This is a genomic window from Thiobacillus sp., assembly GCA_024235835.1.
In the GTDB taxonomy this organism is placed as follows: Bacteria; Pseudomonadota; Gammaproteobacteria; order Burkholderiales; family Thiobacillaceae; genus PFJX01.
This window is the reverse complement of record JACKLQ010000002.1, coordinates 885,069-908,690: the sequence shown is the minus strand read 5'-3', so window position 1 is coordinate 908,690 and position 23,622 is coordinate 885,069. Positions and strand designations below refer to the sequence as shown.

Genomic DNA, 23,622 nt, shown 5'->3' with positions numbered 1-23,622 from the left:
TGGGATTCATGTTCGGTTCCACTCAGGCTGGGTGTTCCTGATCATTCCAGCGTGGTTTCGATGTGAACGGACACCATGCCCTTGGGCTCGGCGATGATCTTCGCGAGATAGCGCTGCTTGCCCTTCATCCAGGCATGGGTCTCGGACTCGGGCGAGGCGGACCGCAGGTCCTGGGTGTAACCCAGCGAAGCAAAGCCCTGGATGTAATGGTCGAGCACTACCGCGAAATCCGCACGGCCCTCGTAGTGCACGGTGATCTGCCTGCCTTCGCGATGCCAGTAGGTGCGAACGAGGCCTGGATAACGCGCCACGGGAACGAAGTCCGTGCCGGATACATCGCGCTGCAGCCTGCCCTCGGGCTTGAAGAGAGGCACGTATTCGGAGATTTTCTCGCGCGCGCCCGGGACCGCCTGTTCCACCTGCCGCTCCACCGTCTCCAGTGCATCCCGCGCGGTCTCGGGCGCTGTCGCGCTCCAGCCTTGCACCTGACCGAAGAACCAGCCCATCAGTGAGATGGCGGCCCAGATCAGCAGGCCGAACATCATCAACATAACCACGCCCGCAGCGATCCAGGTGCGGCGGTGTCCTTGAAACAGGCGCGGCGCGAATTGGGCGGCGGCTAACAGTATGGGTGTCTTCATCACGAGAGCTCTTGCTGAACAAGCCGTTTAATAACGGTGCCACAGGAAGACTGGGCGGCCCTTGCACCGCCGCCGTCGCGTCCTGGAGCGCCGGATCATCACCACAGCGATGGCCAGAACTCCCGCGACTGGCAGCGCCCACAGCACCCAGGCAAGTGCCTCGCTCATGGCCGTATCTCTCCCGCGCTCCCAACCGCCGCTCGCGCCAGGCGGTCGTTGACCGCCCACCAGGTTTCATCGTCTGGAGGCGCTTCGACCAGCACGCAATCGAAGGCGAAACGATCGAGTTCCCGAAGGCGGGCATACAGGCCGCGTGCGTAGGGTTCCGCACGGACCGGCAGCAAAAACTGGGGCAGCTTCGGCGGCAACCCCTTGCCGCGCAGTGTTCGGTTGCGGCGCAGCACCGCGATGCGCAATCCCTGTTCCAACAACGTCGTCGCGCGAGCGGGCAGGGTTTCGATGGCGTGAATCTCCAAGGGGGTGGCGGGCGCGTAATGGGCCGCCAGGACGCCCGGCACCCGCAGCGTGGAGGACGATGCTGAATCAGGAGGTGAGCCGTACTGAATGCCGTCTACGCCCAGCGCTTCGCGCAAGGCGGACACCGGCAGCGGGCCGGGGCGCAACACGCGGGGCCGTTCCTCCAGCAGGGATACGATGGTGGATTCCAGGCCAAAGCGGCAGGGGCCGCCGTCCAGAATCTGGTCCACCTGAATTCCGAAGGCAGCGCGCACATGCGAGGCCTCGGTAGGGCTGACCGCGCCGAAACGATTCGCTGACGGCGCGGCGAGGCCTCCACCATGCGCGCCACCGAACTCGCGCAGCAAGGCCAGGGCCATGGGGTGATTGGGCGCACGCAGCGCCACGCTATCCTGGCCACCGGTCACCACACGGGGAATATCGTCGCGCGCCGGCAGCACCAGGGTGAGCGGGCCAGGCCAGAAGCGCGCCATCAACCGCCGCGCGGGTTCGGTTATCTCGGCGGCCCATGCGCTCGCCTGCCCGGCCTCGGCCAGATGCACGATCAGAGGGTGATCCGCGGGGCGCCCCTTGATCTCGAACACCCGCAGCACCGCATTCTCGTTGCGGGCATCGGCACCCAGACCATAGACGGTCTCGGTGGGGAATGCCACCACGCCGCCGGCGCGCAGCCGCTGCGCCGCCAGGGTGATCAGTTTGTGGGGCATGGCTGCGATTCAGCTTCCGGCGCTATCGGTATGTCCGGCGCGAATTCCCGTTGTCGCGCCAAGCGTCGCGCCAGCGTGCGCCCAGCACGTTCAGCGGCACGGTCGATAGCCACATAGAGATCGGCCTCCACATCCTCGATCACCACGGCGGGGGCCTGCTTCAGGCGCACCTCGATCAGGCAACGCTTGTCGTCTCCGCCGCGCGGGCCATTGATGTCGGACAGGCGCACGGTGAGACGCATGATGCTGTCGCCGGCATGGGACAAGTCGTAGGCCAGGCGCTTCTCGACATACTCGCGCAGGCCCTGCGTGAGGCTGAAACCGTGGGTCTGGATATCGATGCGCATCCGGTTCTCCTGATTGGGGATGAAGGTGGGTTCAGTATGAAGGCCTGTTTTAATTCGAGACAAACAGTTAATTCTTGGTGCTTAATTCGAAAATATCGAATATGAAGATGAACCGTCATGCTCAATTTCAAGCACCTGCATTACTTTCTCGCCGTAGCCAAATACGGTGGCGTCAACCGGGCGGCGGAGCGGCTGCACCTCACGCCACAGACACTCTCCGGCCAGCTCAGCCAGTTCGAGCGGCGGGTAGGGGCGTCCTTGTTTCACCGCGAAGGGCGGCGCATGGAACTGTCGGAAACCGGCAAGCTCGCCTTGTCCTATGCCGAAGAGATTTTCCAGGTCAGCGCAGAACTGGAAGCGCTGCTGCGCGGCGGACCGGAAGAACTCGCCACCCCATTCCGCGTCGGCATCGCCGACGTGGTGCCGAAATCCATCGCGCACCAGTTGCTCGCGCCCGTGCTGGCCTTGTCCGATCCGATCCGCCTGACCTGCCGGGAGGACAGGCTGGAACGGCTGCTGGCGGATCTAGCCATCCACCGCCTGGACATGGTGCTGGCCGACCGCCCCATGCCGCCGGGACTGGACGTAAAGGGCCACAGCCACCTGCTGGGCGAATGCGGCGTGGCCTTTTTTACCGCGCCCGACCTCGCCGGGCGCCTGGGGACGGACTTTCCCGCCAGCCTTAACGGCGCGCCCATGCTGATCCCCGGCGAGGACAGCGCACTGCGCGCCCCACTCATGCGCTGGATGGAGCGCCAGGGCCTGCGGCCGCGCGTGGTCGCCGAGTTCGACGATTCGGCGTTGATGAAGGCCTTCGGCCAGTCAGGCGCCGGCGTCTTCCCCGCGCCCGTGGCCATGGCACGGGAAATCGAAGCGCACTACGGGGTTGTCATGCTTGGGCGGACGGAGGACATGCGTGAGCGTTTCTTCGCCATTTCGGCGGAAAGGCGACTGACCCATCCCGCGGTGGTGGCGGTCAGCGAAGCGGCTCGCAGCGGCCTATTCAGGAAAGGATAGAAGCGCGGGCGCCCGCGCGACGGCCAGCCAGACGTTCAGTCGTCGTCGCCCAACTCGGGGTCCCAGCCCTTGGCCTTGGCCGTCACTATGGCCTTGGCATAGAGGTCTGCATGGCGCTGTCTTAGTTCGTCAGGCAGTCGGCTGGGCAGGTTGCTGTACTTGTCCCACTCATCCTGCACCTGTTCCATCAGGCCCTGCATGCGGCCAACGCTCCAGCCGGTGCAGTCTTCCGTCTCCGGAATCAATCCGAACAGCCAGCCATCCAGTACGATGCGGCCCAGTTGGGTGATGCCGTGCTTGTCGTTGTTGAAACCGCAGTAGGTGCTTTCCATGATTCGTCTTTAACAAGTGACGCGTTATCGCGTCAGGCCAGCATAGAGCATCGGCAACTTTTGGCCACGGCCGCTGCTCCGCAGCTTAACTTCGCCAAGCGAAGTTAGCCTACGCCGAAAGTCGCCGCGACACCCAGCGCACCCTGACGCTGCCGTTCCGGCACTCATCGCGTCAGTCCTGCGTAGAGGAGCGGCAACTTTTCTGGCAGACGTTCCACATGGTCGACGACCATATAGTTCTTCTGACCGAAGATGCGGCTGACGTAGTTGTCGGCGCGGGGGTCCAGGCTCATGCAGTAGGTGACGACGCCGTGCTTGGCCACGTCCTCCACCGCCTTCTTGGTATCCATGCGCAGATACTGGGGGTCGCGTACATCCACGTCGGCCGGCTCGCCATCGGTGATGACGATGAGCAGTTTCTTGGCGGAACGCTGCAGCTTAAGGTGGTGGCCGGCGTGGCGTATGGCCGCGCCCATGCGGGTGGAAAGCTGGCCGGTCATGCCGGCAAGCTTGGCCTTCGGTTCTTCATTCCAGTGCTGGTCGAAGTCCTTGAAGCGGTAGTACTCCACGTCGTGGCGGCCATCGGAACAGAAGCCGTGGATGGCGAAGGGGTCGCCCACCTTGGAGATGGCATCCGACAGGAGCACGCAAGCCCGGCGGGTCAGATCCAGCACAGAATACTCCTGGCCCTGCACCATGTCGTTGGTGGACTCGGACAGGTCCAGCAGCACCAGGATGGAGAAGTCCCGGGTCTTGCGCACCGAACGCATCATGATGCGGGGGTCCGGCTGGTTGCCCAGGCGGATGTCGGTGAAGCTCTGGATCGCGGCGTTGATGTCGATCTCGTCGCCGTCCTCCAGCTTGCGGATGCGCTGCACGCCCTGGGGCTGCATGGCGTCCAGCAGGAACTTCATGCGGTGGATCTCCCGCTTGTACTGGGCGGCGATGTCGTTGATGAGCTGCAGGTCACCCTGTTTGGCCCGCTTCTCCATCACCGTGGCCCAGGCCGGGCGCTCCAGCTGGATCTGGTAGTCCCATTCAGAATAGTGGAACGGGTCGGACAGAGGCTCCTTGCCTTCCGTCTCGTTGAAGGACTTTTCGCCCCCATACTGGTCGCCGATGTTCTCGTAGGGGAACAACTCGGTGGACAGCACCCAGACCTCCTGGGCGTCGTCGCCGGCCGTCTCCACGTCGATCTCGTTGGCCATCTCCATCACGTTCACATACTTTCGCACCTGCTTGATGGATTCGTAGCCGGCACCGGCAGCCTTGTTGAAATCGAATTCCTCGAATTCCCAGAAGTAGCGGTTATCGTCCCGGTAGGGGGCGGTGAGCAGGTCCTTGCGCGGGTTGAAGGCGATCTTCTTGCTGGTCAGGCTATGGGCGAGTTGCACGCCGATTTCCCAGGAGGTGACATTGGTGTCGAGCCGGTCCTGGGCGCTGGCGAACAGGGCGCGGGCCTCCAGGATCCAGGCGTCGTCGTCCTGATAGCTCTCGTCCAGCAGGGCACGGGCCAGGCGGTTCAGGTAGTCGCCCACGGTAGCCGTCATGTCCGGCGTGGCGGTGTGCAACTTGCTCCAGAGCTGCTTCAGGCCGGGAAACCGGCGGATGGACAAGGCTTCGACGCGAGCATCTTCAATCACGCTGATGACCGCCATCTGCATGGGGTTCAGGGCCTCGGCGGAGATGGGGGTCTTGGTTTCCACCACATGGGCGGCACAGTGGGCCGCCGTGGCCCGGTAGAGCTCCAGGCCGCTGACCGGCTCACAGCCCTCACACGGCACGAAGTCGTCGAAGGCATCCGGGACATGCAGCAGATAGTCCTCGATATAGGGCCGATAGCCTTCCCGGGACTCGAAGTCGCCGGAGGTGGGACGCATGAAGAAGTCCCGGGCCCACAAGGCACGCAGGTACATGTTGATGCGCCGCTGCACGTCCACCAGCAGGGTACCCTTGCGCTCCTTCTGCAGCATGGCCAGCGATTCCTTCGACTCAAGGCCGAAGTAGCGAATCTGCTCTTCGTAGTTGGTGCGATGGGCATGGGCCCCCCACAGCGCCCAGCGACGCAGGCCGCCCAGGGTCAGGTGCTGGAACAGCACATCCAGCTTGTCCAGCATGGGACGCACACCCCGGGGGGCCTGGGCCAGCAGCGTATTGATGAATTGCAGGTACTTCTGGAACAACTCGGCATCGCCCAGGCGATTGGCTGCGGTGGACGCGGTAGCCAGGAGCAGTTCAATGACCGCACCGGAGGTCTTCGAGGCCAGCATCAGGGCAGAGGTCGCCAGGTCAGCCACCACATCCTCGCCCACTTCCTTGGCCACCATGGGGGCTTCCTCGATCCAGGTTTCCACCAGTGAATCGCCTTTGCCCAGACCGCGGATGGCGGACACCCCTTTCAGGTAGTTATCCAGGCCCCGGGGCGAGAACACCTTGGTGGCTTCGTGCCAGTTGGCGTCGAGGGCCTTGCGGCTGTGCTCGGACAGGGTTTCCAGCAGCTCTTCGTAGTCGGCTAGATTGATGGCCATAGTCTTTTCCCGTGAAATGTGAAATGTGACTCGCCGCCTTGCGGCTCAGGTGAAATGTAAAAACCCAGGGCAAACTTCCCCACGTTTCGCATTTCACGTTTCACATTTCACGCTCAGAAGAACGTGGTCACCGCAGCATCCAGGGCATCGCGCATGTCCGGATCGTCCGTGATGGGACGCACCAGGGCGACACGGCAGGCGGCCATGGGTTTCACGCCCTTGGCGATCAGGGAGCCTGCGTAGATCAGCATGCGGGTGGACAGACCCTCGTCCAGGCCATGGCCCTTCAGGTTGCGGGAACGCTCGGCGATGGACACCAGCTTGCCCGCCACTTCGGCATTGACGCCTGACTCGTGGGCCACGATCTCGGTCTCGATGGCGTGCTCGGGGTAGGTGAAATCCAGGCCGCCGAAACGCTGCTTGGTGGACTGCTTCAGGTCCTTCATCAGGGATTGGTAGCCCGGGTTGTAGCTGATGACGATCTGGAAATCCGGGTGGGCGTTGACCAGTTCACCCTTCTTCTCCAGGGGCAGCACGCGACGGTTGTCGGTCAGCGGGTGGATCACCACGGTGGTGTCCTGGCGGGCTTCCACCACTTCATCCAGGTAGCAGATGGCGCCATGGCGGGCGGCGATGGCCAGGGGGCCGTCCTGCCATTCGGTACCGGAGGCGGACAGCAGGAAGCGGCCCACCAGGTCGGAGGCAGTCATGTCCTCGTTACAGGCCACGGTGATCAGGGGCTTGCCCAGCTTGTGGGCCATGTATTCCACGAAGCGGGTCTTGCCGCAGCCGGTGGGGCCCTTGAGCATCATGGGCATGCGCACCGAGTAGGCGGCCTCGAACAGCTCCACTTCGTCCGCAACGGCGCGGTAGTAGGGTTCCTGGGTGATGCGGTATTGGTCGACGATGTTGCTCATGAGGGTCTCCTGGGGGAAACGATGAAAGGTGAAATGGGACGATGATGTGCTACACGAACGCTCATCTGCCGGCCCAGGGTTTCACGTTTCAGGTCTCGAAACAAAAACCCCCGCCACGCCTGTGCGCGGCGGGGGCAGATACTTCAGTCCGCCGCGCAGCTTAGACGGTCTTGCCGCGGTAGATCACCATGGAAGCGCCCTGGCTCTGGGCGAAGTTGTCATAGCCGATCAGGCGAACGTGGTTGTTCGGATTGGCTTTGTGACAGGCTTCGGCTTCAGCCAGCACGACGTTGACGTCGGTCTCGCCGAACATGGGCAGCTTCCACATGTACCAATAGGAATCCATCATGTGCTCGGGCTCGATGTGCTCGATGGCGGGGTTCCAGCCCTTCTTCACCAGGTACTCGACCTGCTTCTTGATGCTGTCCGCATCCATGGCGGGCAGGTAGGAAAAGGTCTCGAACTTGCGGCTGGCGGGGTCGCTCAGACGGCTTTTGTAATCCATCACTTCAGACATTTAATTTCCTTTCAATTCGGGTAACGCCCCTCCCCAAAAGGGAGGGGGAAAGTCGATTGCGTTCGATTACTTGTGGGCGACGTCCAGCTTGTCGACGGTGTCGAACTCGAACTTGATCTCTTTCCAGGTTTCCATGGCGATCTTCAGTTCCGGAGAGCTCTTGGCCGCGTCGGTCAGGATGGCCTTGCCTTCCTTCTCGACCTGGACACCCTTGTTGCGGGCTTCCACACAGGCTTCCAGGGCGACGCGGTTGGCGGCGGCGCCGGCTGCGTTGCCCCAGGGGTGGCCCAGGGTGCCACCACCGAACTGCAGCACGGAGTCGTCACCGAAGATGGTCACCAGGGCGGGCATGTGCCACACGTGGATACCACCGGAAGCAACGGGCATCACGCCAGGCATGGAGCCGAAGTCCTGATCGAAGAAGATGCCGCGGGTGCGGTCTTCCTTGATGAAGCTGTCACGCATGATGTCGATCCAGCCCAGGGTGGCATCGCGGTCGCCTTCCAGCTTGCCCACGACGGTACCGGAGTGCAGGTGGTCGCCACCGGACAGACGCAGCACCTTGGTCAGCACGCGGAAGTGGATGCCGTGGTGGGGGTTGCGGTCCAGCACGGCGTGCATGGCACGGTGGATGTGCAGCAGCATGCCGTTGTCGCGGCACCAGTTGGCCAGGCCGGTGTTGGCCGTCAGGCCGCCGGTCAGGTAGTCGTGCATGATGATGGGGGCGCCGATTTCCTTGGCGAACTCGGCACGCTTGTACATCTCTTCAGGCGTGGGGGCGGTCACGTTCAGGTAGTGGCCCTTGCGCTCGCCGGTCTCGCGCACGGCCTTTTCGGTGGCTTCCTGCACGAAGGCGAAACGATCGCGCCAACGCATGAAGGGCTGGCTGTTGACGTTCTCGTCGTCCTTGGTGAAGTCCAGACCACCGCGCAGGCATTCGTACACGGCACGGCCGTAGTTCTTGGCGGACAGGCCCAGCTTGGGCTTGATGGTGCAGCCCAGCAGGGGACGACCATACTTGTTCATCTTGTCGCGCTCGACCTGGATGCCCTGGGGCGGGCCGCCGCAGGTCTTCACGTAGGCGATGGGGAAGCGCACGTCTTCCAGACGCAGGGCGCGCAGGGCCTTGAAGCCGAACACGTTGCCCACCAGGGAGGTCAGCACGTTGACCATGGAGCCTTCTTCGAACAGGTCGATGGGGTAGGCCACGAAGGCGTAGAAGCAGGTGTCGTCACCGGGCACGTCTTCGATGTGATAGGCGCGGCCCTTGTAATAGTCCAGGTCGGTCAACAGGTCGGTCCAGACGGTGGTCCAGGTGCCGGTGGAGGATTCAGCGGCCACGGCAGCGGCAACTTCCTCGCGGTCCACGCCAGGCTGGGGGGTAATCTTGAAACAGGCCAGGATGTCGGTATCCAGAGGGGTGTACTCGGGCATCCAGTAGGTCTGGCGGTACTCTTTCACACCAGCGTTGTAGGTCTTCACAGCCATGTGTTAACTCCTTGTTTAGGATTGCGTTCAGCCTCGTGGCCGTTTTTGGGCCCGTCTGAGGTGGGCGAATGATGCGGTCAACTAATCATCAATAACAGTCACGATTTTCTATTAATGCGATAGATTAAAGTCTATATTTATCATTTTTCCCCTTCACGTTTCATCACGTGGGGCTTCCAACATAGACCATGCGCCACACCACATTCCGCCAGTTGGAGATCTTCGAGGCCATTGCCCGCCTGGGCAGCTTCACCCGGGCCTCGGAAGAGCTGTATCTCACCCAGCCCACGGTCTCCATGCAAATGAAGAAACTCACCGACACCGTGGGCTCGCCCCTGGTGGAACAGGTGGGAAAGAAGGTGCTGCTCACCGAGGATGGCAAGGAACTGGCCCAGGTCACCCGGGAAATCTTCGCTATCCTGGACCGCTACGCCATGTCGGTGGCCCAGCGCCGGGGCCTGGAGAAGGGCAAGCTCAAGCTCATGGCCATCACCACCGCCTCCTACTTCGCGCCCCGGCTGCTGGGGGAATTCGCCAGGCTGCATCCGGGCATCGACGTTAGCCTGAGGGTCACCAACAAGGAACAGGTGCTGGCCAGCATGGCGGACAACCTGGACGACCTCTACCTGTTGGGCACGCCGCCCGACGAGATCGACGTGGTGGCCACGCCCATCATGGACAACCCCATCGTCGTGCTGGCCGCCCCGGACCATCCCCTGACGAAGGAAAAACACCTGACCCTGGAGCGCCTGGCCAAGGAACCCTGGATCATGCGGGAGGCCGGGTCCGGCACCCGAAAGGCCATCGAGCGGCTGTTCCATGAACACGGACTGGAGATTCGCCCCCGCCTGGAACTGGGCAGCAACGAGGCCATCAAGCAGGCCATCCTGGCGGGACTGGGCATCTCCGCCCTCTCCTGCCACGCCCTCACCCTGCACCAGCCTGGCCAGTTCGCCGTGCTGGACGCGGAGGGGTTTCCCATCCAGCGCCACTGGTACGCTGTGCACCCGGCGGGACGTCAGATTTCCGTGGTGGCCCGTGCCTTCCTGGATTTTCTGCTCACCAAACAAGAGAATTCGGCCTGCTCGACCAACGTGAACCAGGCCTGCTGCGACTCACCCTGCACAAACAAGCTCCGTGCCGAACCCGGCGCATGAGAGCCGGTTTTCTTAGTTCGACCTGGGCTTGAGCAGGCGTTCCACGGCCCACACCGCCGCCTCCACCCGGGAACGCAGGCCCAGCTTGCGCAGGATGTGCTTGACGTGGACCTTCACGGTGCCCTCTGCGATGTCAAGCTCGCGACCGATGAGCTTGTTGATCATGCCGCCGGCGATGAGCTCCAGAATGCGCACCTCTTGCTCCGTGAGTCCTGCCTCGCCGACGTTTTCAGGACGGTTGCTGTGGCGAATGGCAGCGGCCAATAGATGGGTTAGAGCTTCCGAGACGATGACCCGGCCGCTGGCGGCGGCCTCCAGGCTTTCCACCATCTGCTCCGGTTCCATGTCCTTGAGCAGGTAGCCGTCGGCGCCGTTGCGCAGGGCCGCCACCAGATCGTCCGCCTGGTCGGAAACGGTGATCATCACCACCCTGGTTTCCAGGTCCCCCGCCTTCACGGCCTTGAGCACTTCGATGCCGCTCATGTCCTTCATGTTCAAGTCCAGCAGCAGCAGGTCGGGGCGCAGTCGCTTGACCAGTTCGATACCTTCATGGCCGTTGGCCGCCTCGCCCACCAGGCGAAAGGTGTCCATGGTGTTGAGCAACTGGGTCAGGCCGCGCCGGAACAGGGGGTGGTCATCGACGATGAGGACGCTTTGCGTGTTGGTGGTCATGGGTTTGAGTCTGGCTCCTGGTCTTGTTGTCAGGCAACTTCTTGGACTTGCACGGGCTGGGCATGGAAACGCAGGGTGACCCGGGTACCACCGCCGGGGCGGGGGCCCACCTCCAGGTGTCCATGAAGGCCCTGGGCTCGCTCCCGCATAATGGTCAGGCCATAGTGGAAGGTATCCTCGGCGATCGCGTCGATTTCCCCGGCCGGGCCGATACCGTCGTCTTCCACGCTGGCCTCCACCTCTACTCCGGCACCGTTCACCACCCGGACCCAGGCCTGGGATGCGTGGGCGTGTCGCAGCACGTTGGACAGGGCCTCGCGCATGATCTGCAGGGTGTGAATCTCCTGGTTTGGGGTCAGCTGGCAACCTTCCAGGCGGGTTTCCAGGTGGATACTCAGGCCACCCCGGGACGCATACTCGTCCACGGCGGCAGCCAGCAGGGTGAGGAAGTCGCTTTCCATCTTCAGGCGGAAGGTGGCCAGTAGTTCGCGCAACTGACGGTAGGCCGCGGTGATGCCCTCTCGCAGGTCACGCAGCACGGTCTCGGCCTGTTCCCGCCGCACCGGGTCCGACAACACGGGCTGTAGCAGGCTGGCCTGGATCTTCATGTAGGACAGGGACTGGGCGATGGAATCATGAAGTTCCCGGGCGATGGTGGAGCGTTCCTCCTGCAGGGCCAGCAGACGCTCCTGCTCAAGCTTGCGGCTCATGCCCAGGGCAATACCGATGTGCCGGATCAGAGCCTCCAGCAATTGCTCCTGCCAAAGCCCCAGGTAACGCCCTTGGGGCAGGGCGAGGCGCATTACCCCGTAGGTGCCGTCCATATCCCGCAAGGGCAGGTTGAGCTCGTGGCCGTCGGCCGTCGCGTTGTAGTGCTTGAGGCCCCCGACCAGAGCCACGGTGGACAAACACTCCGCGCATCCCTCGCCTCCCCGGTCGCCACAATCCGGCAGGCTGGAAGCCAGCAGACTCGCCGGCCCACCATGCTTGGCCTGGAGGCAGGCCATGCTGCCCTTCAGGTCCAGCAGGCCATCGAGCTCCGCCAACACTGCCCGGTAGGTCTCGGGGGCCGTGGGGGCATGGTGCAGCTGGGAAATGGCGTTGTAGAGCAGGGCCAGGCTGCGGTTGCTGCGAGTCAGTTCCGCTGTTTTCTCCCGCACTCTTTTCTCCAGATCCTGGTGGGATCGGAATACCGCCTCGGCCATGGTATTGAAGGCCTGGCCCACCCGCCCCAGTTCGTCCCGGCCCGTATGATGGGTGCGGGCGTTGAAGTCACCCACGCCGATGCGGGAGGCACCTCCCAGCAGGGCATCCAGGGGCAGCAGCACACGCCTGTGGATCATGAACAGGCCGATGAGCAGCACCAGGATGGTTAGCGCCACGGCACCCCACAGGATAGCGCGCAGTGTGCTGATTCGCTGCTCGGTATCAGCCTCCAGCTGGGCCACCATGGTGTTGATCTGGTCCACGAACTCGTCGATGAGCAGCAGCAAGCGGTTGTGGGTTTCCACCGGGAAAAGGTTGGGGCCTGCCAGGGCCTGCTCGGCCAGCTTGGGTTTCAGGCTCCGCCGCCATGTTTCCTGCACTTGGCGGTAGGTGGCCATGGCGGGGTTGTCCGGCTGTCGCCGCAGCACATCGGTCAGCATCTGGTGATTCAGTGTGGCCTCGAAATGGACGATGGCTGACTGCAGCAGGGTATGGTCCGTGAGATCGTTCTCCGCGTCGGAGAGGACGATGCTGCCCATGCGATGGCTCAGCCGCCGAAGGCTGCCCGCCACGTTGATGGCGCTGCCGCTGCCCTGGACCTGCTCGACCACCAGAGTCGAGATGACCATGCCGCCGATGCCGATGGCCGATACGGCCAGGATGGCCGCCGCCAGCCAGAGCATGATGGAACGCTCGAATAGGGCGTCCCTGACTCTGCGCATCCAGGTCTCCTGTCATGAGTTCAGGCCCGCGCCCGGGAATGGGGAATACCACCATTGATTTCCAGTGCCCTGCGCATTTCGGGTCAACAGACAAGGCCCATGGAAATTCAATTGGTTATAAGATACCCCGCATATCACTTAAGTGGTATCTCTAGTGTTCCTGTCGGGTATTCGACCCCTACGATCCCCACGCGCGGCCCCTAGACTTGACCTTTATCAAGGTCGAAACACCTCAATGGAGCCGCATGATGACCGCTACCCGGCAACACTTCATCCCCGAAATGCTGGCCCACCAGCCCGCCTTCCGTTGCCTGCATGCCAGTGAACTCGATTGCCTGGCCCAGGGAGCCTACGAGTACGCCGCCACCCGGAACGAGTTCCTGTTCCAGAAAGGCGATGCGCTACAGAGCGTGTACCTGGTCATCTCAGGCCAGATCAAGCTGTCCCTTACCAACCAGGGGGGCGTGGAAACCATCGTGCGCATGGCCTTCGCCGGCGACACCTTCGCGGAAGAGGCCGTGTTCCCCGGCTTGACGGCCCCCATCAACGCCCAGGCCAACAAGGATAGCCTGCTGCTGGTACTAAGGCAGACGGCCCTGCGGGAAGCCATGCGCCGCAACCCCGACCTGGCGGACTGCCTCATGGCCCGCATGGGCAAGCGCATGTGCCAGCTCATCGAAAGCCTGGAGACCTGCGTGCAGCGCAGCAGCACCCAGCGGGTGGCCCATTTCCTAAGCCAACGGGCGCCGGAAGCGGCCCACAGCTTCAGGGTGGAACTCGACGTCAGCAAGTCCACCATAGCTTCCCAGCTCAACCTGGCCCCGGAGACTTTCTCCCGGGTGCTCAAGCGGCTTTCCACCGAAGGCCTCATCAAACTAAAGGGACGCTGCATCACCCTGGTGGATCTGGACTCCCTGCGCGCCTACGCAGGCTGAGGCGAGCGCCAGGCGCTGAGCCTGGCACATCGGAACCACCGCCCCCCAACTCGGAAAGGGCGGTGGCAACTTTCAGCCGTTGAACATGCCCTCGGACAGCAGGCGGTCAACTTCCAGCTCGGCCTGGGCCCAGTCCTCCGCGGCATTGCCGCCATGGAACCCTCGCCGTTCGGCGATGTAATAGGCCGCCACCTCGATGTAGTGAAAGCGCTGCTCGGGCGTAACGGCCGAGGCGTTGGATTTCGCCGCCACCTTGGCCTTGCCGGCACCTGCCTTGACCGGCTTGGCGGCGGCCTTCGCAGGGCTGGCTGCCTTGGCCTTGGTGGCGGGGGTGCTGGCTTTCTTCGCCGCCGCAGCCTTGGTTTCCTTGGCAGGCGCAGCAGCCTTTGCCACGGGCTTGTCGGCAACGGCTTTCGGCTTGGCTGCAGTCTTGGCGGGCGCCTTCGGCTTGTCCGCTGCGGCTGCCTTCGCGGCGGTGGAGGTCTTCTTGGTCGCGGCGGTATCGGAAGGTTTCTTGGTACTGGCCATGGCTACTTTCTCCCCATCAATGGATGACAAAACAATCAACGCGATCTTATCGGCCGCGCCTTGAATCTCTTTAAGCAATATTGCTTATGGACGCATACCCCCTGCTTGGGATCAACCTGCAAGGGAACTCTGCTGAAAGCGGGATTTTGTTTATAACCCGAGCAGGTGGGCATGAACTTTTTGCTACCGTTGTCATGGTATTCACTCCGAAGTGGGGACCGCTGGTCCAGGCAAGGAATATATTCCTTGCCGCGAATGCCAGGGCACCCCCTCCACACACAGGACCGACGACTCTTCGTAGCCGGCCCGTTCCTCGCATTCACTTCGTCAATGCGAGGAAAAGCTCCGGCATCTTTTAGTTCCGGCCGCCGCTTCACGGCTTAACTTGCTGACGCAAGTTAGCCTTCACTGAAAATTGCCGTTCCTCGCATTCACTTCGTCAATGCGAGGAAAAGCTCCGGCAATTTTTCCGGCAGGCGCTGGATGTTGTCGATCACCGTGTACTGCCGGCCGAAGATGTTGCTGACGTATTCGTCGGCCTTGGGGTCCAGGCTGATGCAGTAGGTGAAGATGCCGTCCCGGTCCAGTTCCTGCACGGCCTGGCGGGTGTCCTCGATGAGCAGTTGCTCGTCCTGGGTGTCCACGTCGGAGGGCTGGCCGTCGGTGAGGATGAGCATGAGTTTCTTGTCCGCCTTGCGGGCTTCCAGGTAGTGGGCGGCGTGGCGCATGGCGGCGCCCATGCGCGTGGACCAGCCGGCCTGCATGGCGGCCAGGCGACCCTTGGCCTCGTCGCCCCAGTGTTCGCCGTAGCCCTTGATGTGCAGGTAGCGCACATCGTGGCGGGTGTTGGAATGGAAGCCGGCGATGGCGAAGGGGTCGCCCAGTTGTTCCACGGCCCAGGCCAGCAGGGAGACGGCTTCCTGGCTGAGTTCCAGGATGGTTTGCTCGCCGCCCGCCGCTTTTTCGTTGAGGGATTCCGACAGGTCCAGCAGCAGCATGACGGAGATGTCCCGGCCGTTGGTGCGGTGGCTCATGTTGATGCGGGGGTCCGGGTTGGCGCCGCCCTTGAAGTCGATGAGGGAGCGGATGGCCACGTCCAGGTCCAGTTCACTCCCCTCCTCCTGGTAGCGGATGCGCACCTTGTCCTGGGGCTTGAGCAGGTCGAGCATCCGCTTCAGGCGCTTGGCCAGGGCGCCGTGCTTCTGCAGCAGCTTGTCGATGTCCGCGCTGTTGCCCTTGGGGTGCAGGGCTTCGTAGACGCTGGCCCAGTCCGGGCGGTAGGTCTGGCTCTTGTAGTCCCACTCGGGGTAGTGGCGGGGCGGCAGGCCCTTCAGTTCCTCCCCCGGCTCGATCTTGCGCTTGGCGTCGAAGGCCTCTTCCTCGTCCCCTTCCTCGATGAATTTCCACATCTGCCGGTTGTCGTCCCGGTAGTCCACCACCGTGTCGTCAAAGTGGATCTTGGCGAACTGGTCGCTCTGGCGGCGGGTCTTGGCGACATAGCTCAAGGCCAGGGCGGCGATGTCCTTGGTATTGGATTCGGCGCCGTCCGCCAGCAATGCGTGAAAGCGGGCCACGTAATCCAGCAGGTTGGCGTCGGTATAGCCGTGGTCCGGGTCCAACAGGGCCCGGGACAGCATGGCCATACGATAACGCAGGCAGGAGGTGGTCTCCTCGTCGCAACCGCCTTCCACGGGCTTGGGATGCAGGCCCAGGAAGATGCGGCGCAGGCCCGGGTACTCCCGGCACAGCAGGTTTTCGATGCGGCAGTCCTCGAAGAACTCCACGGCCATGCGCTGGAAGGGGCTCCAGTTGTCGGCGATCTGGGCCTCGCTCCAGCGGCGGTGGCCCACCATGTGGGCCAGGGTGGCGCGGTAACGGTTCAAACCCGAGATGTCTCCGGCGTCGTCGTACACGTCCGGGATGCGCATGCCCAGCTTGTCGTAATAGGGCACGGGCTTGCGCAGTTCGTCGAAGGCGGTGGAATACGGCACCAGTTGGTCGCTGTCGGCCCACAGGCCGCGCAGGTAGAGGTCCAGCTTGCGCTCCACGTCCATGAACAGGGTGCCGTGGCGCTCCCGTTGCAGCACGGCGCGACTGTCGGCGGATTGGAGGCAGAAGTAGTCCTTCTGCCGTTCCGGGTGGTTGCCGTAGTTGCGGATGCCGTATTCCACCCACTTCTTCATGCCGGACAGGGTGAGCTGGGACAGCAGGAAGGGGGCCTGGGCCAGGAAGTCCGGCAGGCCGGGGCTGGGGAAGGTGGTGTGGTGGCCGTGGATGGAGCCGGTGGTGCGCTCCATGAAATCCAGGGTGATGTCCAGGTAGCGCTGCATCTGCTCCCGGGAATGGAGCCGGCGGGCCACGGGGGCCAGGGTCTGGAGGAAGGGCGTGATGGCCTTGCCGTTGGGAGACTTCTGCATGCGCTGGATGAGGGCCATGAACTGGGGCAAAGCCCCCTCGCCGATGGCCTTGGCGGTGGAGGGCCACTCCTCCAGGAAGGCCAGCATGGGCTCCACGCCCCGGCCCAGCTTGCCGATGACCCGGGCGGCTTCCAGATAGGCGTCGATGCCCGGCCGGGTCAGCACCGCCAGGGCCTCGGCCATGACGTCCTCGAACACGTCCTCCACCTGCTTGAAGCGGGTGTCGATCTGGGCCCAGTAGGCCTGCATCAGGGGGTGCTGGTATTCGGTTTCGGTCATCACTGCCACATTCTCCGTAGGTTGGCTCTTGTCCCCGCAAGGGGAGAGTCACGAAGCCCAACATATCCCACGCCAAGTTGGGCTTCCCTTGTCAGCCCAACCTACCTGGCCAAAACATCCCTATCACGCAAAGGTAGCGTCGATGGCGTGATCCAAGGTCTCGCGGATGTCGGCGTCGTCGGTGATGGGCCGAACCAGGGCCATGCGGCAGGCTTCCACCGGGTTCACGCCGTCCTTGATGAGGGTGGCGGCATAGACCAGCAGGCGGGTGGAGATGCCTTCGTCCAGACCGTGGCCCTTCAGGTTGCGGGCGGTGTGGCCGATCTTCACCAGTTTGCCGGCGGTGGCCTCGTCCAGGCCGGTTTCCTTGGCCAGGATGCTGGTCTCCAGCTCGGCGCCCGGATAGTCGAAGTCGAAGGCGGTGAAGCGCTGCTTGGTGGACTGCTTCAGGTCCTTCATCAGGGACTGGTAGCCGGGGTTGTAGCTGATGACCAGTTGGAAGTCGGGGTGGGCCTCGATGAGCTCGCCCTTCTTGTCCAGGGGCAGGGTGCGGCGGTGGTCTGTCAGGGGGTGGATCACCACGGTGGTGTCCTGGCGGGCCTCGACGATCTCGTCCAGATAGCAGATGGCGCCGATGCGGGCGGCGGTGGTCAGGGGGCCGTCCAGCCAGCGGGTGCCGTTGGCTTCCAGCAGGTAGCGTCCCACCAGGTCGCTGGCGGTCATGTCCTCGTTGCAGGCCACGGTGATCAGGGGCTTGCCCAACTTCCAGGCCATGTATTCCACGAAGCGGGATTTGCCGCAGCCCGTGGGGCCTTTCACCATCACCGGCAGGCGGTTGCGGTAGGCGGCCTCGTACAGGGCCACCTCGTTGTGCTGCTGTTGGTAGAAGGGTTCCTTGTGAACCTTGTATTGCTCTTTGTCGGTCATGATCAACTCTCCAACGAATCCGTCATTCCGGCGAAGGCCGGAATGACGCCTCAAAGTCATGTTCCCCCCATGGGCATCCATGGCCGGAACAAAAACGCCCCCAGCAAGCCGGGGGCGTTTCCTTGATGCCAAGCGTTTCAGCTTACTTGTGCACGCCCAGCTTCTCGCGCCAGCCGGGGAACAGCTTGTCGGCGTCGCCGGGGAAGGACTCGAAGGCGCGAGCGAATTCCTTATGCTCTTTCGCGAACTCGATGGGATCTGCACCTTGCTTCCAGCACTCGTAGGACTGGCGCAGGGAAATGGCGCCGGCCGCCGGGCTGTCGATGTGGCCGTAGGAGCCGCCGCCGGAGGTGTTGATCACGTTGCCGTGGCCCAGGTTCTCGAAGAAGCCGGGCAGACGCAGGGCGTTCATGCCGCCGGAGATGATGGGGGTGGTGGGCTTCATGCCGTACCACTTCTGGAAGTAGACCGGGCCCTGGGCTTCGTCGCGCTCGATCATGTAGGCGATGTTCTTGTCGGTCGCATCACCTTCCATCTTGCCGTAGCCCATGGTGCCCACGTGGATGCCGGAAGCACCTTGCAGACGGGACATCTTGGACAGCACGAAGGCGGTGTAGCCACGCTTGGCGGACGGGGAAGTCACGGCGCCATGTCCGGCACGGTGGTAGTGCAGGTACTGGTTGGGGTACTGGCGACGGGCGGTGGTCACCATGCCGGGGCCGCCCACGTAGCCGTCCACCAGGAAGGCCACCTTGTCGGCGTCGGGTCCGAAGGTTTCCAGGATGAAATCGGCGCGGGCCATCATCTCATAGTGGTCGTCAGCGGTGATGTTGGCGGAGAACAGCTTGGCCTGGCCGGTTTCGTCCTGGGCACGCTTCATGGCGTCATACACCAGAGGGTAGACCTTCTTGGCGGGGCAGAACACCTGGTTGCCCTGGGGCTCGTCGTTCTTGATGAAGTCACCACCCAGCCAGAACTGGTAAGCGGCGTGGGCGAAGGGCTCGGGACGCAGACCCAGCTTGGGCTTGATGATGGTGCCGGCGATGTAGCCGCCATCCTTGACCGGACGACCCAGGATGCGCCACATGTCGGAGATGTCCTTGGAGGGGCCGTCGAACAGCTGGATGGCGCGCTCGGGCATGTAGAAGTCGATCATCTTGGCATGCTCGATGTCGCCCATGCCCTGGTTGTTGCCGATCACCAGGGTCAGGAAGGAGACGATCATCATGCGGCCGTCGGTGATGTTGCGGTCGAACAGTTCCAGCGGATAAGCGATGCGCAGATCTTCGGTGGCTTCGTCGATGTGATAGACCAGCGCGTCCACACCCTTGGTGAAGTCGTCTGTGGTGGAGACTTCAACGTTGGTGCCGGTGGAGGATTCGGCAGCCAGGTGAGCGGCGGCTTCCAGGTAACCGTAGCCGGACTTGGGCTTCATCTTGTAGGCCACCAGGATATGCTTGCCACCCTTGATCAGATCATCTTCCTTGAGGGACAGGTCGGCGTAACGTGCTGATTGATCCATTGCTCATCTCCTAAAAAGTGGGGAAGCCCCAGTGCGAGTGGGGCGAACTATACGCAGGGTTATTGATAAGTAATATTCAGATGTTCTTATCCTGTGCATAATGAATAACTTATACCCCTTGCTTGCCGATCCTTGTCCGCGAGGCTGCCATGATCCACCCCACCCTGCGCCAACTCCAGGTCTTCGAGGCCGTGGCCCGGCATCGCTCCTTCTCCCGGGCGGCGGAGGAACTGCACCTGTCCCAGCCGGGCGTGTCCATGCAGGTGAAGCAACTGGACGAGATGGCGGGCCTGCCCCTGCTGGAACAGATAGGCAAGAAGATATTCCTCACCGAGGCGGGGGAAGCTGTCTTCCAGTGCAGCCAGACCGTGGCCCTGCAGATCGCCGAACTGGACGAGTCCCTGGCCCGCATGAAGGGCCTGGACAAGGGGGAACTGAAAATCTCCGCCGTCAGCACCACCAAGTATTTCGCCCCCCGGTTGCTGGCCGCCTTCTCCCAGCAACATCCCCAACTCAAGGTACGCCTGGACGTGGGCAACCGGGAGAAGCTGCTCACCGCCCTGGCCCACAACGACGTGGACCTGGTGATCATGGGCAAGCCGCCTGAGGATCTGGATCTGGAGGCCCATGCCTTCATGGACAACCCCCTGGTGATCATCGCCCCGCCCGGCCATCCCCTGGCCAGGCAGAAAGAAATTCCCGCCACCCGCCTGGAAGGGGAGACCTTCATCATGCGGGAACCCGGCTCCGGCACCCGGGCCGCCACGGAGCGCTTCTTCGCCGAGCACAAGGCGGCCCTCACCGCCGGCATGGAGATGAACAGCAACATCGCCATCCAGCGGGCCGTGGAAGCGGGCCTGGGCCTGGGCCTGGTGTCCCGCCATACCCTGGACATGGAATTGAAGCTGGATCGTCTGGTGGTGCTGGACGTGGAGGACACCCCCATCCTGCGCCACTGGTACATCGTGCACCGGCCCGGCAAGCGCTTCTCCTCCGCCGCCCAGAGCTTCATCGACTTCATGCGTGCCGATGCCGCCCGGGCCCTGGCGGAATAACCCGTCCGGTTTGAGATAATCCCCGCCCATTCCGTTTCCGGGCTTTCTTCCCGAGTCTCATGACACCCCAAGACCTGACCCACGCCATCGAGGCGGTGGAACTCTGCCTGGACTTCACCCGCCCGGCGGATGTCCAGCTTTCCGCCTTCTTCCGCAATTACCCCAAGCTGGGAGGCCGGGAACGGGGCTTCATCGCCGAGACCGTGTATGGCGTCATCCGCCGTTTGCGCAGCCTGGAACACCTGGCGGTAGGCGACAGCGGGCGCACCCCCACGCCCCGCCGCCTGGTGCTGGCCTGGCTGGCCCGCTTTGGCGGCTACAACCTGCGGGAGCTGGAGCCCCTGGTGGGCAAGCACAAGGCCGAGCTGGATTGGCTGCGGGGCATCAAGGCCGTGGACCTGTACGCCCTGTCCGACGCCCAACGCCTGGACCTGCCGGACTGGTTGTACGAACGCCTCGCTGCCCAGTACGGCGATGCCCTGCCAGGACTCATGGAGGCCCTGAACGCCCCTGCCCCCCTGGACCTGCGTGTGAACCCGGCCAAACTAGGCCGTGAGGAGGCCCTGGCCGCCATGGAGCAGGAGGGCCTGGCCGCCGAACCCACCCCCTGGTCCCCCCTGGGCCTGCGCCTGAAGGGCAAGCCCGCCCTGCAGAAGCATCCCCTGTTTCTGGACGGCAGCCTGGAAGTCCAGGACGAGGGCAGCCAACTGCTGGGCCAGCTCCTGGCCCCCCGACGGGGCGAAATGGTGTGCGACTTCTGCGCCGGCGCGGGCGGCAAGACATTGCTGCTGGGCGCCATGATGCGCAGTTCGGGCCGGCTCTATGCCTTCGACGTATCGGAAAAGCGCCTGGCCAAACTCAAGCCCCGCCTGGCCCGCTCCGGCCTGTCCAACGTCCAGGCCCAGGTCATCGCCAGCGAGCGGGACACCAAGGTGAAGCGCCTGGCGGGCAAGTTCGACCGGGTGCTGGTGGACGCCCCCTGCTCCGGCCTGGGCACCCTGCGACGCAACCCGGACCTGAAGTGGCGCCAGAGCCCCGAGTCCGTGGCCGAACTGATAGAGAAGCAGCAGTCCATCCTGGATTCCGCCAGCCGCCTGGTGAAAGCCGGCGGCCGCCTGGTCTACGCCACCTGCAGCCTGCTGACGGAAGAGAACGAGGCCATTGTCGAAGCCTTCCTGGCGGCCCATCCCGAGTTCCACCAGGTACCGGCAGGGGAAGTGCTGGCCGCCCAGCGCATCGAACTGGAAATGGGAGACACCCTGCGCCTGGACCCGGCCCGCCATGGCACGGACGGCTTCTTCGCTGCCGTGCTGGAGCGCAACCAGCCATGATCCGCCTGCTGTTGGCGGCCCTGGTGTCTCTGGCCAGCCCGTCGCCCCATGCAACCGAGCCCCTGGCCCTGGTGGCCCGGGGAGACATCCAGGTGGCCTTCACCCCCGGGGATGACGCGGGAGCCCTGGTGGTCAACGCCATCAACCGTGCCAAACGGGAAATCCTGGTGCAGGCCTACGGTTTCACGCACAAGGACATCGCCGCGGCCCTGGTGGCGGCGAAAAAGCGCGGCGTGGAGGTATCCCTGGTCGCCGACCGCCAGCAGGCAGAAAAGCTGGAGACCAGCCTGGTGGACTGGCTGGCCCGGCAGGGCGTGCCGGTCTGGATCGACGGGGACCACTCCGCAGCCCACAACAAGGTCATGGTGCTGGACGCGGGCACACCCCAGCCGGTCCTCATCACCGGCAGCTTCAACTTCACCCACGCCGCCCAGTACCGCAACGCGGAAAACCTCCTGGTGCTGCGGGACAATCCCCTGCTGGCCCAGGCCTATGCCGCCAACTGGCGCCGGCACCGGGCCCACAGCCTGAAGCTGTCCCGCTAGACTCCTTCGAATGGCCCGGCCTTGATGTACCGCTCATCACCCCTACATAACCCTACATGATCCGCCCGGTCCCCAATGGGCCAACCTGGGCGTAAAGTAATCTCCTGCAATTCCATATCGCTTACTTATGAACGTGCTTCTCAACGGCCTGATCCAGCTACCCTGGTGGGGCTACATCTTGGTCGCCTTGGCCCTGACCCACATCACCATCGCCGGCGTCACCATTTTCCTGCACCGCTGCCAGGCCCATCGGGCCCTGGAACTTCACCCCGTCATCTCCCATTTCTTCCGCTTCTGGCTATGGCTCACCACCGGCATGGTCACCAAGGCCTGGGCCGCCATCCACCGCAAGCACCACGCCAAGTGCGAAACCCCGGAAGACCCCCACAGCCCACAAGTGATGAGCCTTTCCAAGGTGCTTTGGGAGGGCGCCGAGCTCTACCAGGCCGAGGCGAAGGATGCCGAGACCCTGGAACGCTACGGCCACGGCACCCCGGACGACTGGCTGGAGCGCAAGCTCTACACACCCCACTCCGCCAAGGGCATCGTGCTGATGCTGGCCCTGGACGTAATGCTGTTCGGCCCTATCGGCCTCACCATCTGGGCCGTACAGATGCTCTGGATTCCCATCTTCGCCGCCGGCGTCATCAACGGCATCGGCCACTACTGGGGCTACCGCAACTTCGCCTGCGAGGATGCCAGCACCAATATCGTGCCCTGGGGCATCCTCATCGGCGGCGAGGAACTGCACAACAACCACCACGCCTACGGGAGCTCCGCCAAGCTATCCAACCGCTGGTATGAATTCGACATCGGCTGGCTGTACATCCGCACGATGGAAATCCTCGGCCTGGCCAATGTGAAAAAGGTGGCCCCCCGGGTGCGCTGGGGTGAGATCAAGCACTTCTGCGACGCGGAACTTCTCCACGCCGTCATCACCCACCGCTACGACGTGCTCACCCGCTATGCCCGGGCCATCCGCAAGATCACCGGACAGGAACTTGCCAGGCTGGGCGGCAACATCCCCGAGCGCAAGCAGGTGCTGCGCTGGCTGAACCTGGACAAGGCCGACCTCAAGACCGAGGAGCGGGACTCATTGGCCAAGGTGCTGGCCAGCAGCGAGCGTCTCAAGCAGCTCTACCAGATGCGCCAGGAACTGGCTGCCATCTGGGGCCGCTCTTCCGCCAGCCGGGAGCAGTTGGTGTTCCAGCTCCAGGACTGGTGCCGCAAGGCCGAGGAAAGCGGCATCGAGGCCCTGTCCCAGTTCTCCCTGAAGCTGCGCAGTTACGCCTGAGAAAGGCAGCTGACGCGCAGCCATGGCCATACGCCTGCCGGTCGCTGCCCTGCTGGTGGCC

General features: G+C 63.5%; 21 protein-coding genes. 7 read left to right on the top strand and 14 right to left on the bottom strand.

Annotation, left to right across the window (positions count from 1 at the left end; genetic code table 11):
• Window positions 1-41 precede the first annotated feature (41 nt).
• The 3 genes from H6935_12500 to H6935_12490 all read right to left on the bottom strand — a co-directional run bounded on the left by H6935_12500 (window position 42) and on the right by H6935_12490 (window position 2,172).
• On the bottom strand, window positions 42-641 hold the full coding sequence (locus H6935_12500) for a hypothetical protein (protein MCP5279166.1): 600 nt from the start codon (window positions 639-641) through the stop codon (window positions 42-44).
• Between the two features lie 164 nt (window positions 642-805).
• Window positions 806-1,825: a threonylcarbamoyl-AMP synthase gene (locus H6935_12495; protein ID MCP5279165.1), complete on the bottom strand. Its 1,020-nt coding sequence runs from the start codon at window positions 1,823-1,825 to the stop codon at window positions 806-808.
• The gene (locus H6935_12490) at window positions 1,810-2,172 is read right to left on the bottom strand and encodes an HPF/RaiA family ribosome-associated protein (GenBank protein MCP5279164.1); all 363 of its coding nucleotides are present in this window, start codon (window positions 2,170-2,172) and stop codon (window positions 1,810-1,812) included. The genes H6935_12495 and H6935_12490 overlap by 16 nt, the downstream gene beginning before the upstream one ends.
• A 117-nt stretch (window positions 2,173-2,289) precedes the next feature.
• Here H6935_12490 and nhaR point away from each other — a divergent pair, with 117 nt between their 5' ends.
• A complete protein-coding gene (gene nhaR, locus H6935_12485; GenBank protein ID MCP5279163.1) occupies window positions 2,290-3,189 on the top strand; it encodes a transcriptional activator NhaR in 900 nt (299 codons plus the stop codon).
• A 35-nt stretch (window positions 3,190-3,224) separates the two neighbouring features.
• On the opposite strand, the gene H6935_12480 is transcribed toward nhaR, so the two are convergent.
• From H6935_12480 to H6935_12460, 5 genes are all read right to left on the bottom strand, one after another.
• Entirely contained in the window at window positions 3,225-3,521 is a 297-nt protein-coding gene (locus H6935_12480; protein ID MCP5279162.1) for a hypothetical protein, read from the bottom strand.
• A gap of 164 nt (window positions 3,522-3,685) precedes the next feature.
• Complete coding sequence (locus H6935_12475; GenBank protein ID MCP5279161.1) at window positions 3,686-6,049, bottom strand: nitric oxide reductase activation protein NorD; 2,364 nt, start codon at window positions 6,047-6,049, stop codon at window positions 3,686-3,688.
• Window positions 6,050-6,162: 113 nt separating this feature from the next.
• Window positions 6,163-6,966 carry a CbbQ/NirQ/NorQ/GpvN family protein gene (locus H6935_12470; protein ID MCP5279160.1) on the bottom strand — a complete coding sequence of 268 codons (804 nt, stop codon included), beginning with the start codon at window positions 6,964-6,966 and terminating at the stop codon, window positions 6,163-6,165.
• Window positions 6,967-7,126: 160 nt separating this feature from the next.
• Window positions 7,127-7,483 (bottom strand): ribulose bisphosphate carboxylase small subunit, encoded by a 357-nt coding sequence (locus H6935_12465; GenBank protein ID MCP5279159.1) that lies wholly within the window; start codon window positions 7,481-7,483, stop codon window positions 7,127-7,129.
• A gap of 66 nt (window positions 7,484-7,549) precedes the next feature.
• The gene (locus tag H6935_12460) at window positions 7,550-8,971 is read right to left on the bottom strand and encodes a form I ribulose bisphosphate carboxylase large subunit (GenBank protein MCP5279158.1); all 1,422 of its coding nucleotides are present in this window, start codon (window positions 8,969-8,971) and stop codon (window positions 7,550-7,552) included.
• 188 nt (window positions 8,972-9,159) lie between these two features.
• Here H6935_12460 and H6935_12455 point away from each other — a divergent pair, with 188 nt between their 5' ends.
• On the top strand, window positions 9,160-10,128 hold the full coding sequence (locus H6935_12455) for a LysR family transcriptional regulator (protein MCP5279157.1): 969 nt from the start codon (window positions 9,160-9,162) through the stop codon (window positions 10,126-10,128).
• A 12-nt stretch (window positions 10,129-10,140) separates the two neighbouring features.
• Here H6935_12455 and narL read toward each other — a convergent pair whose 3' ends face one another.
• Window positions 10,141-10,800, bottom strand: coding sequence for a two-component system response regulator NarL (gene narL, locus H6935_12450; protein ID MCP5279156.1), 660 nt, complete (start codon window positions 10,798-10,800; stop codon window positions 10,141-10,143).
• Window positions 10,801-10,829: 29 nt separating this feature from the next.
• Complete coding sequence (locus tag H6935_12445; protein MCP5279155.1) at window positions 10,830-12,728, bottom strand: type IV pili methyl-accepting chemotaxis transducer N-terminal domain-containing protein; 1,899 nt, start codon at window positions 12,726-12,728, stop codon at window positions 10,830-10,832.
• Window positions 12,729-12,973: 245 nt separating this feature from the next.
• On the opposite strand from H6935_12445, the gene H6935_12440 reads away from it, so the two are divergent.
• Window positions 12,974-13,663 (top strand): Crp/Fnr family transcriptional regulator, encoded by a 690-nt coding sequence (locus H6935_12440; protein ID MCP5279154.1) that lies wholly within the window; start codon window positions 12,974-12,976, stop codon window positions 13,661-13,663.
• A gap of 72 nt (window positions 13,664-13,735) precedes the next feature.
• On the opposite strand, the gene H6935_12435 is transcribed toward H6935_12440, so the two are convergent.
• The 4 genes from H6935_12435 to H6935_12420 all read right to left on the bottom strand — a co-directional run bounded on the left by H6935_12435 (window position 13,736) and on the right by H6935_12420 (window position 19,336).
• Window positions 13,736-14,191 (bottom strand): DUF2934 domain-containing protein, encoded by a 456-nt coding sequence (locus tag H6935_12435; protein ID MCP5279153.1) that lies wholly within the window; start codon window positions 14,189-14,191, stop codon window positions 13,736-13,738.
• Between the two features lie 431 nt (window positions 14,192-14,622).
• Window positions 14,623-16,887, bottom strand: a complete 2,265-nt coding sequence (locus H6935_12430; GenBank protein MCP5279152.1) for a VWA domain-containing protein — start codon at window positions 16,885-16,887, stop codon at window positions 14,623-14,625.
• Between the two features lie 123 nt (window positions 16,888-17,010).
• Window positions 17,011-17,814, bottom strand: coding sequence for a CbbQ/NirQ/NorQ/GpvN family protein (locus tag H6935_12425; GenBank protein MCP5279151.1), 804 nt, complete (start codon window positions 17,812-17,814; stop codon window positions 17,011-17,013).
• A gap of 142 nt (window positions 17,815-17,956) precedes the next feature.
• Window positions 17,957-19,336, bottom strand: coding sequence for a ribulose-bisphosphate carboxylase (locus H6935_12420; GenBank protein MCP5279150.1), 1,380 nt, complete (start codon window positions 19,334-19,336; stop codon window positions 17,957-17,959).
• A 149-nt stretch (window positions 19,337-19,485) separates the two neighbouring features.
• On the opposite strand from H6935_12420, the gene H6935_12415 reads away from it, so the two are divergent.
• From H6935_12415 to H6935_12400, 4 genes are all read left to right on the top strand, one after another.
• A complete protein-coding gene (locus tag H6935_12415) occupies window positions 19,486-20,391 on the top strand; it encodes a LysR family transcriptional regulator (protein ID MCP5279149.1) in 906 nt (301 codons plus the stop codon).
• Window positions 20,392-20,450: 59 nt separating this feature from the next.
• Window positions 20,451-21,722 (top strand): RsmB/NOP family class I SAM-dependent RNA methyltransferase, encoded by a 1,272-nt coding sequence (locus H6935_12410; GenBank protein ID MCP5279148.1) that lies wholly within the window; start codon window positions 20,451-20,453, stop codon window positions 21,720-21,722.
• On the top strand, window positions 21,719-22,267 hold the full coding sequence (locus H6935_12405; protein MCP5279147.1) for a phospholipase D family protein: 549 nt from the start codon (window positions 21,719-21,721) through the stop codon (window positions 22,265-22,267). The genes H6935_12410 and H6935_12405 overlap by 4 nt, the downstream gene beginning before the upstream one ends.
• Before the next feature lie 127 nt (window positions 22,268-22,394).
• On the top strand, window positions 22,395-23,561 hold the full coding sequence (locus H6935_12400) for a fatty acid desaturase (protein MCP5279146.1): 1,167 nt from the start codon (window positions 22,395-22,397) through the stop codon (window positions 23,559-23,561).
• The last annotated feature ends 61 nt before the right edge of the window (window positions 23,562-23,622 follow it).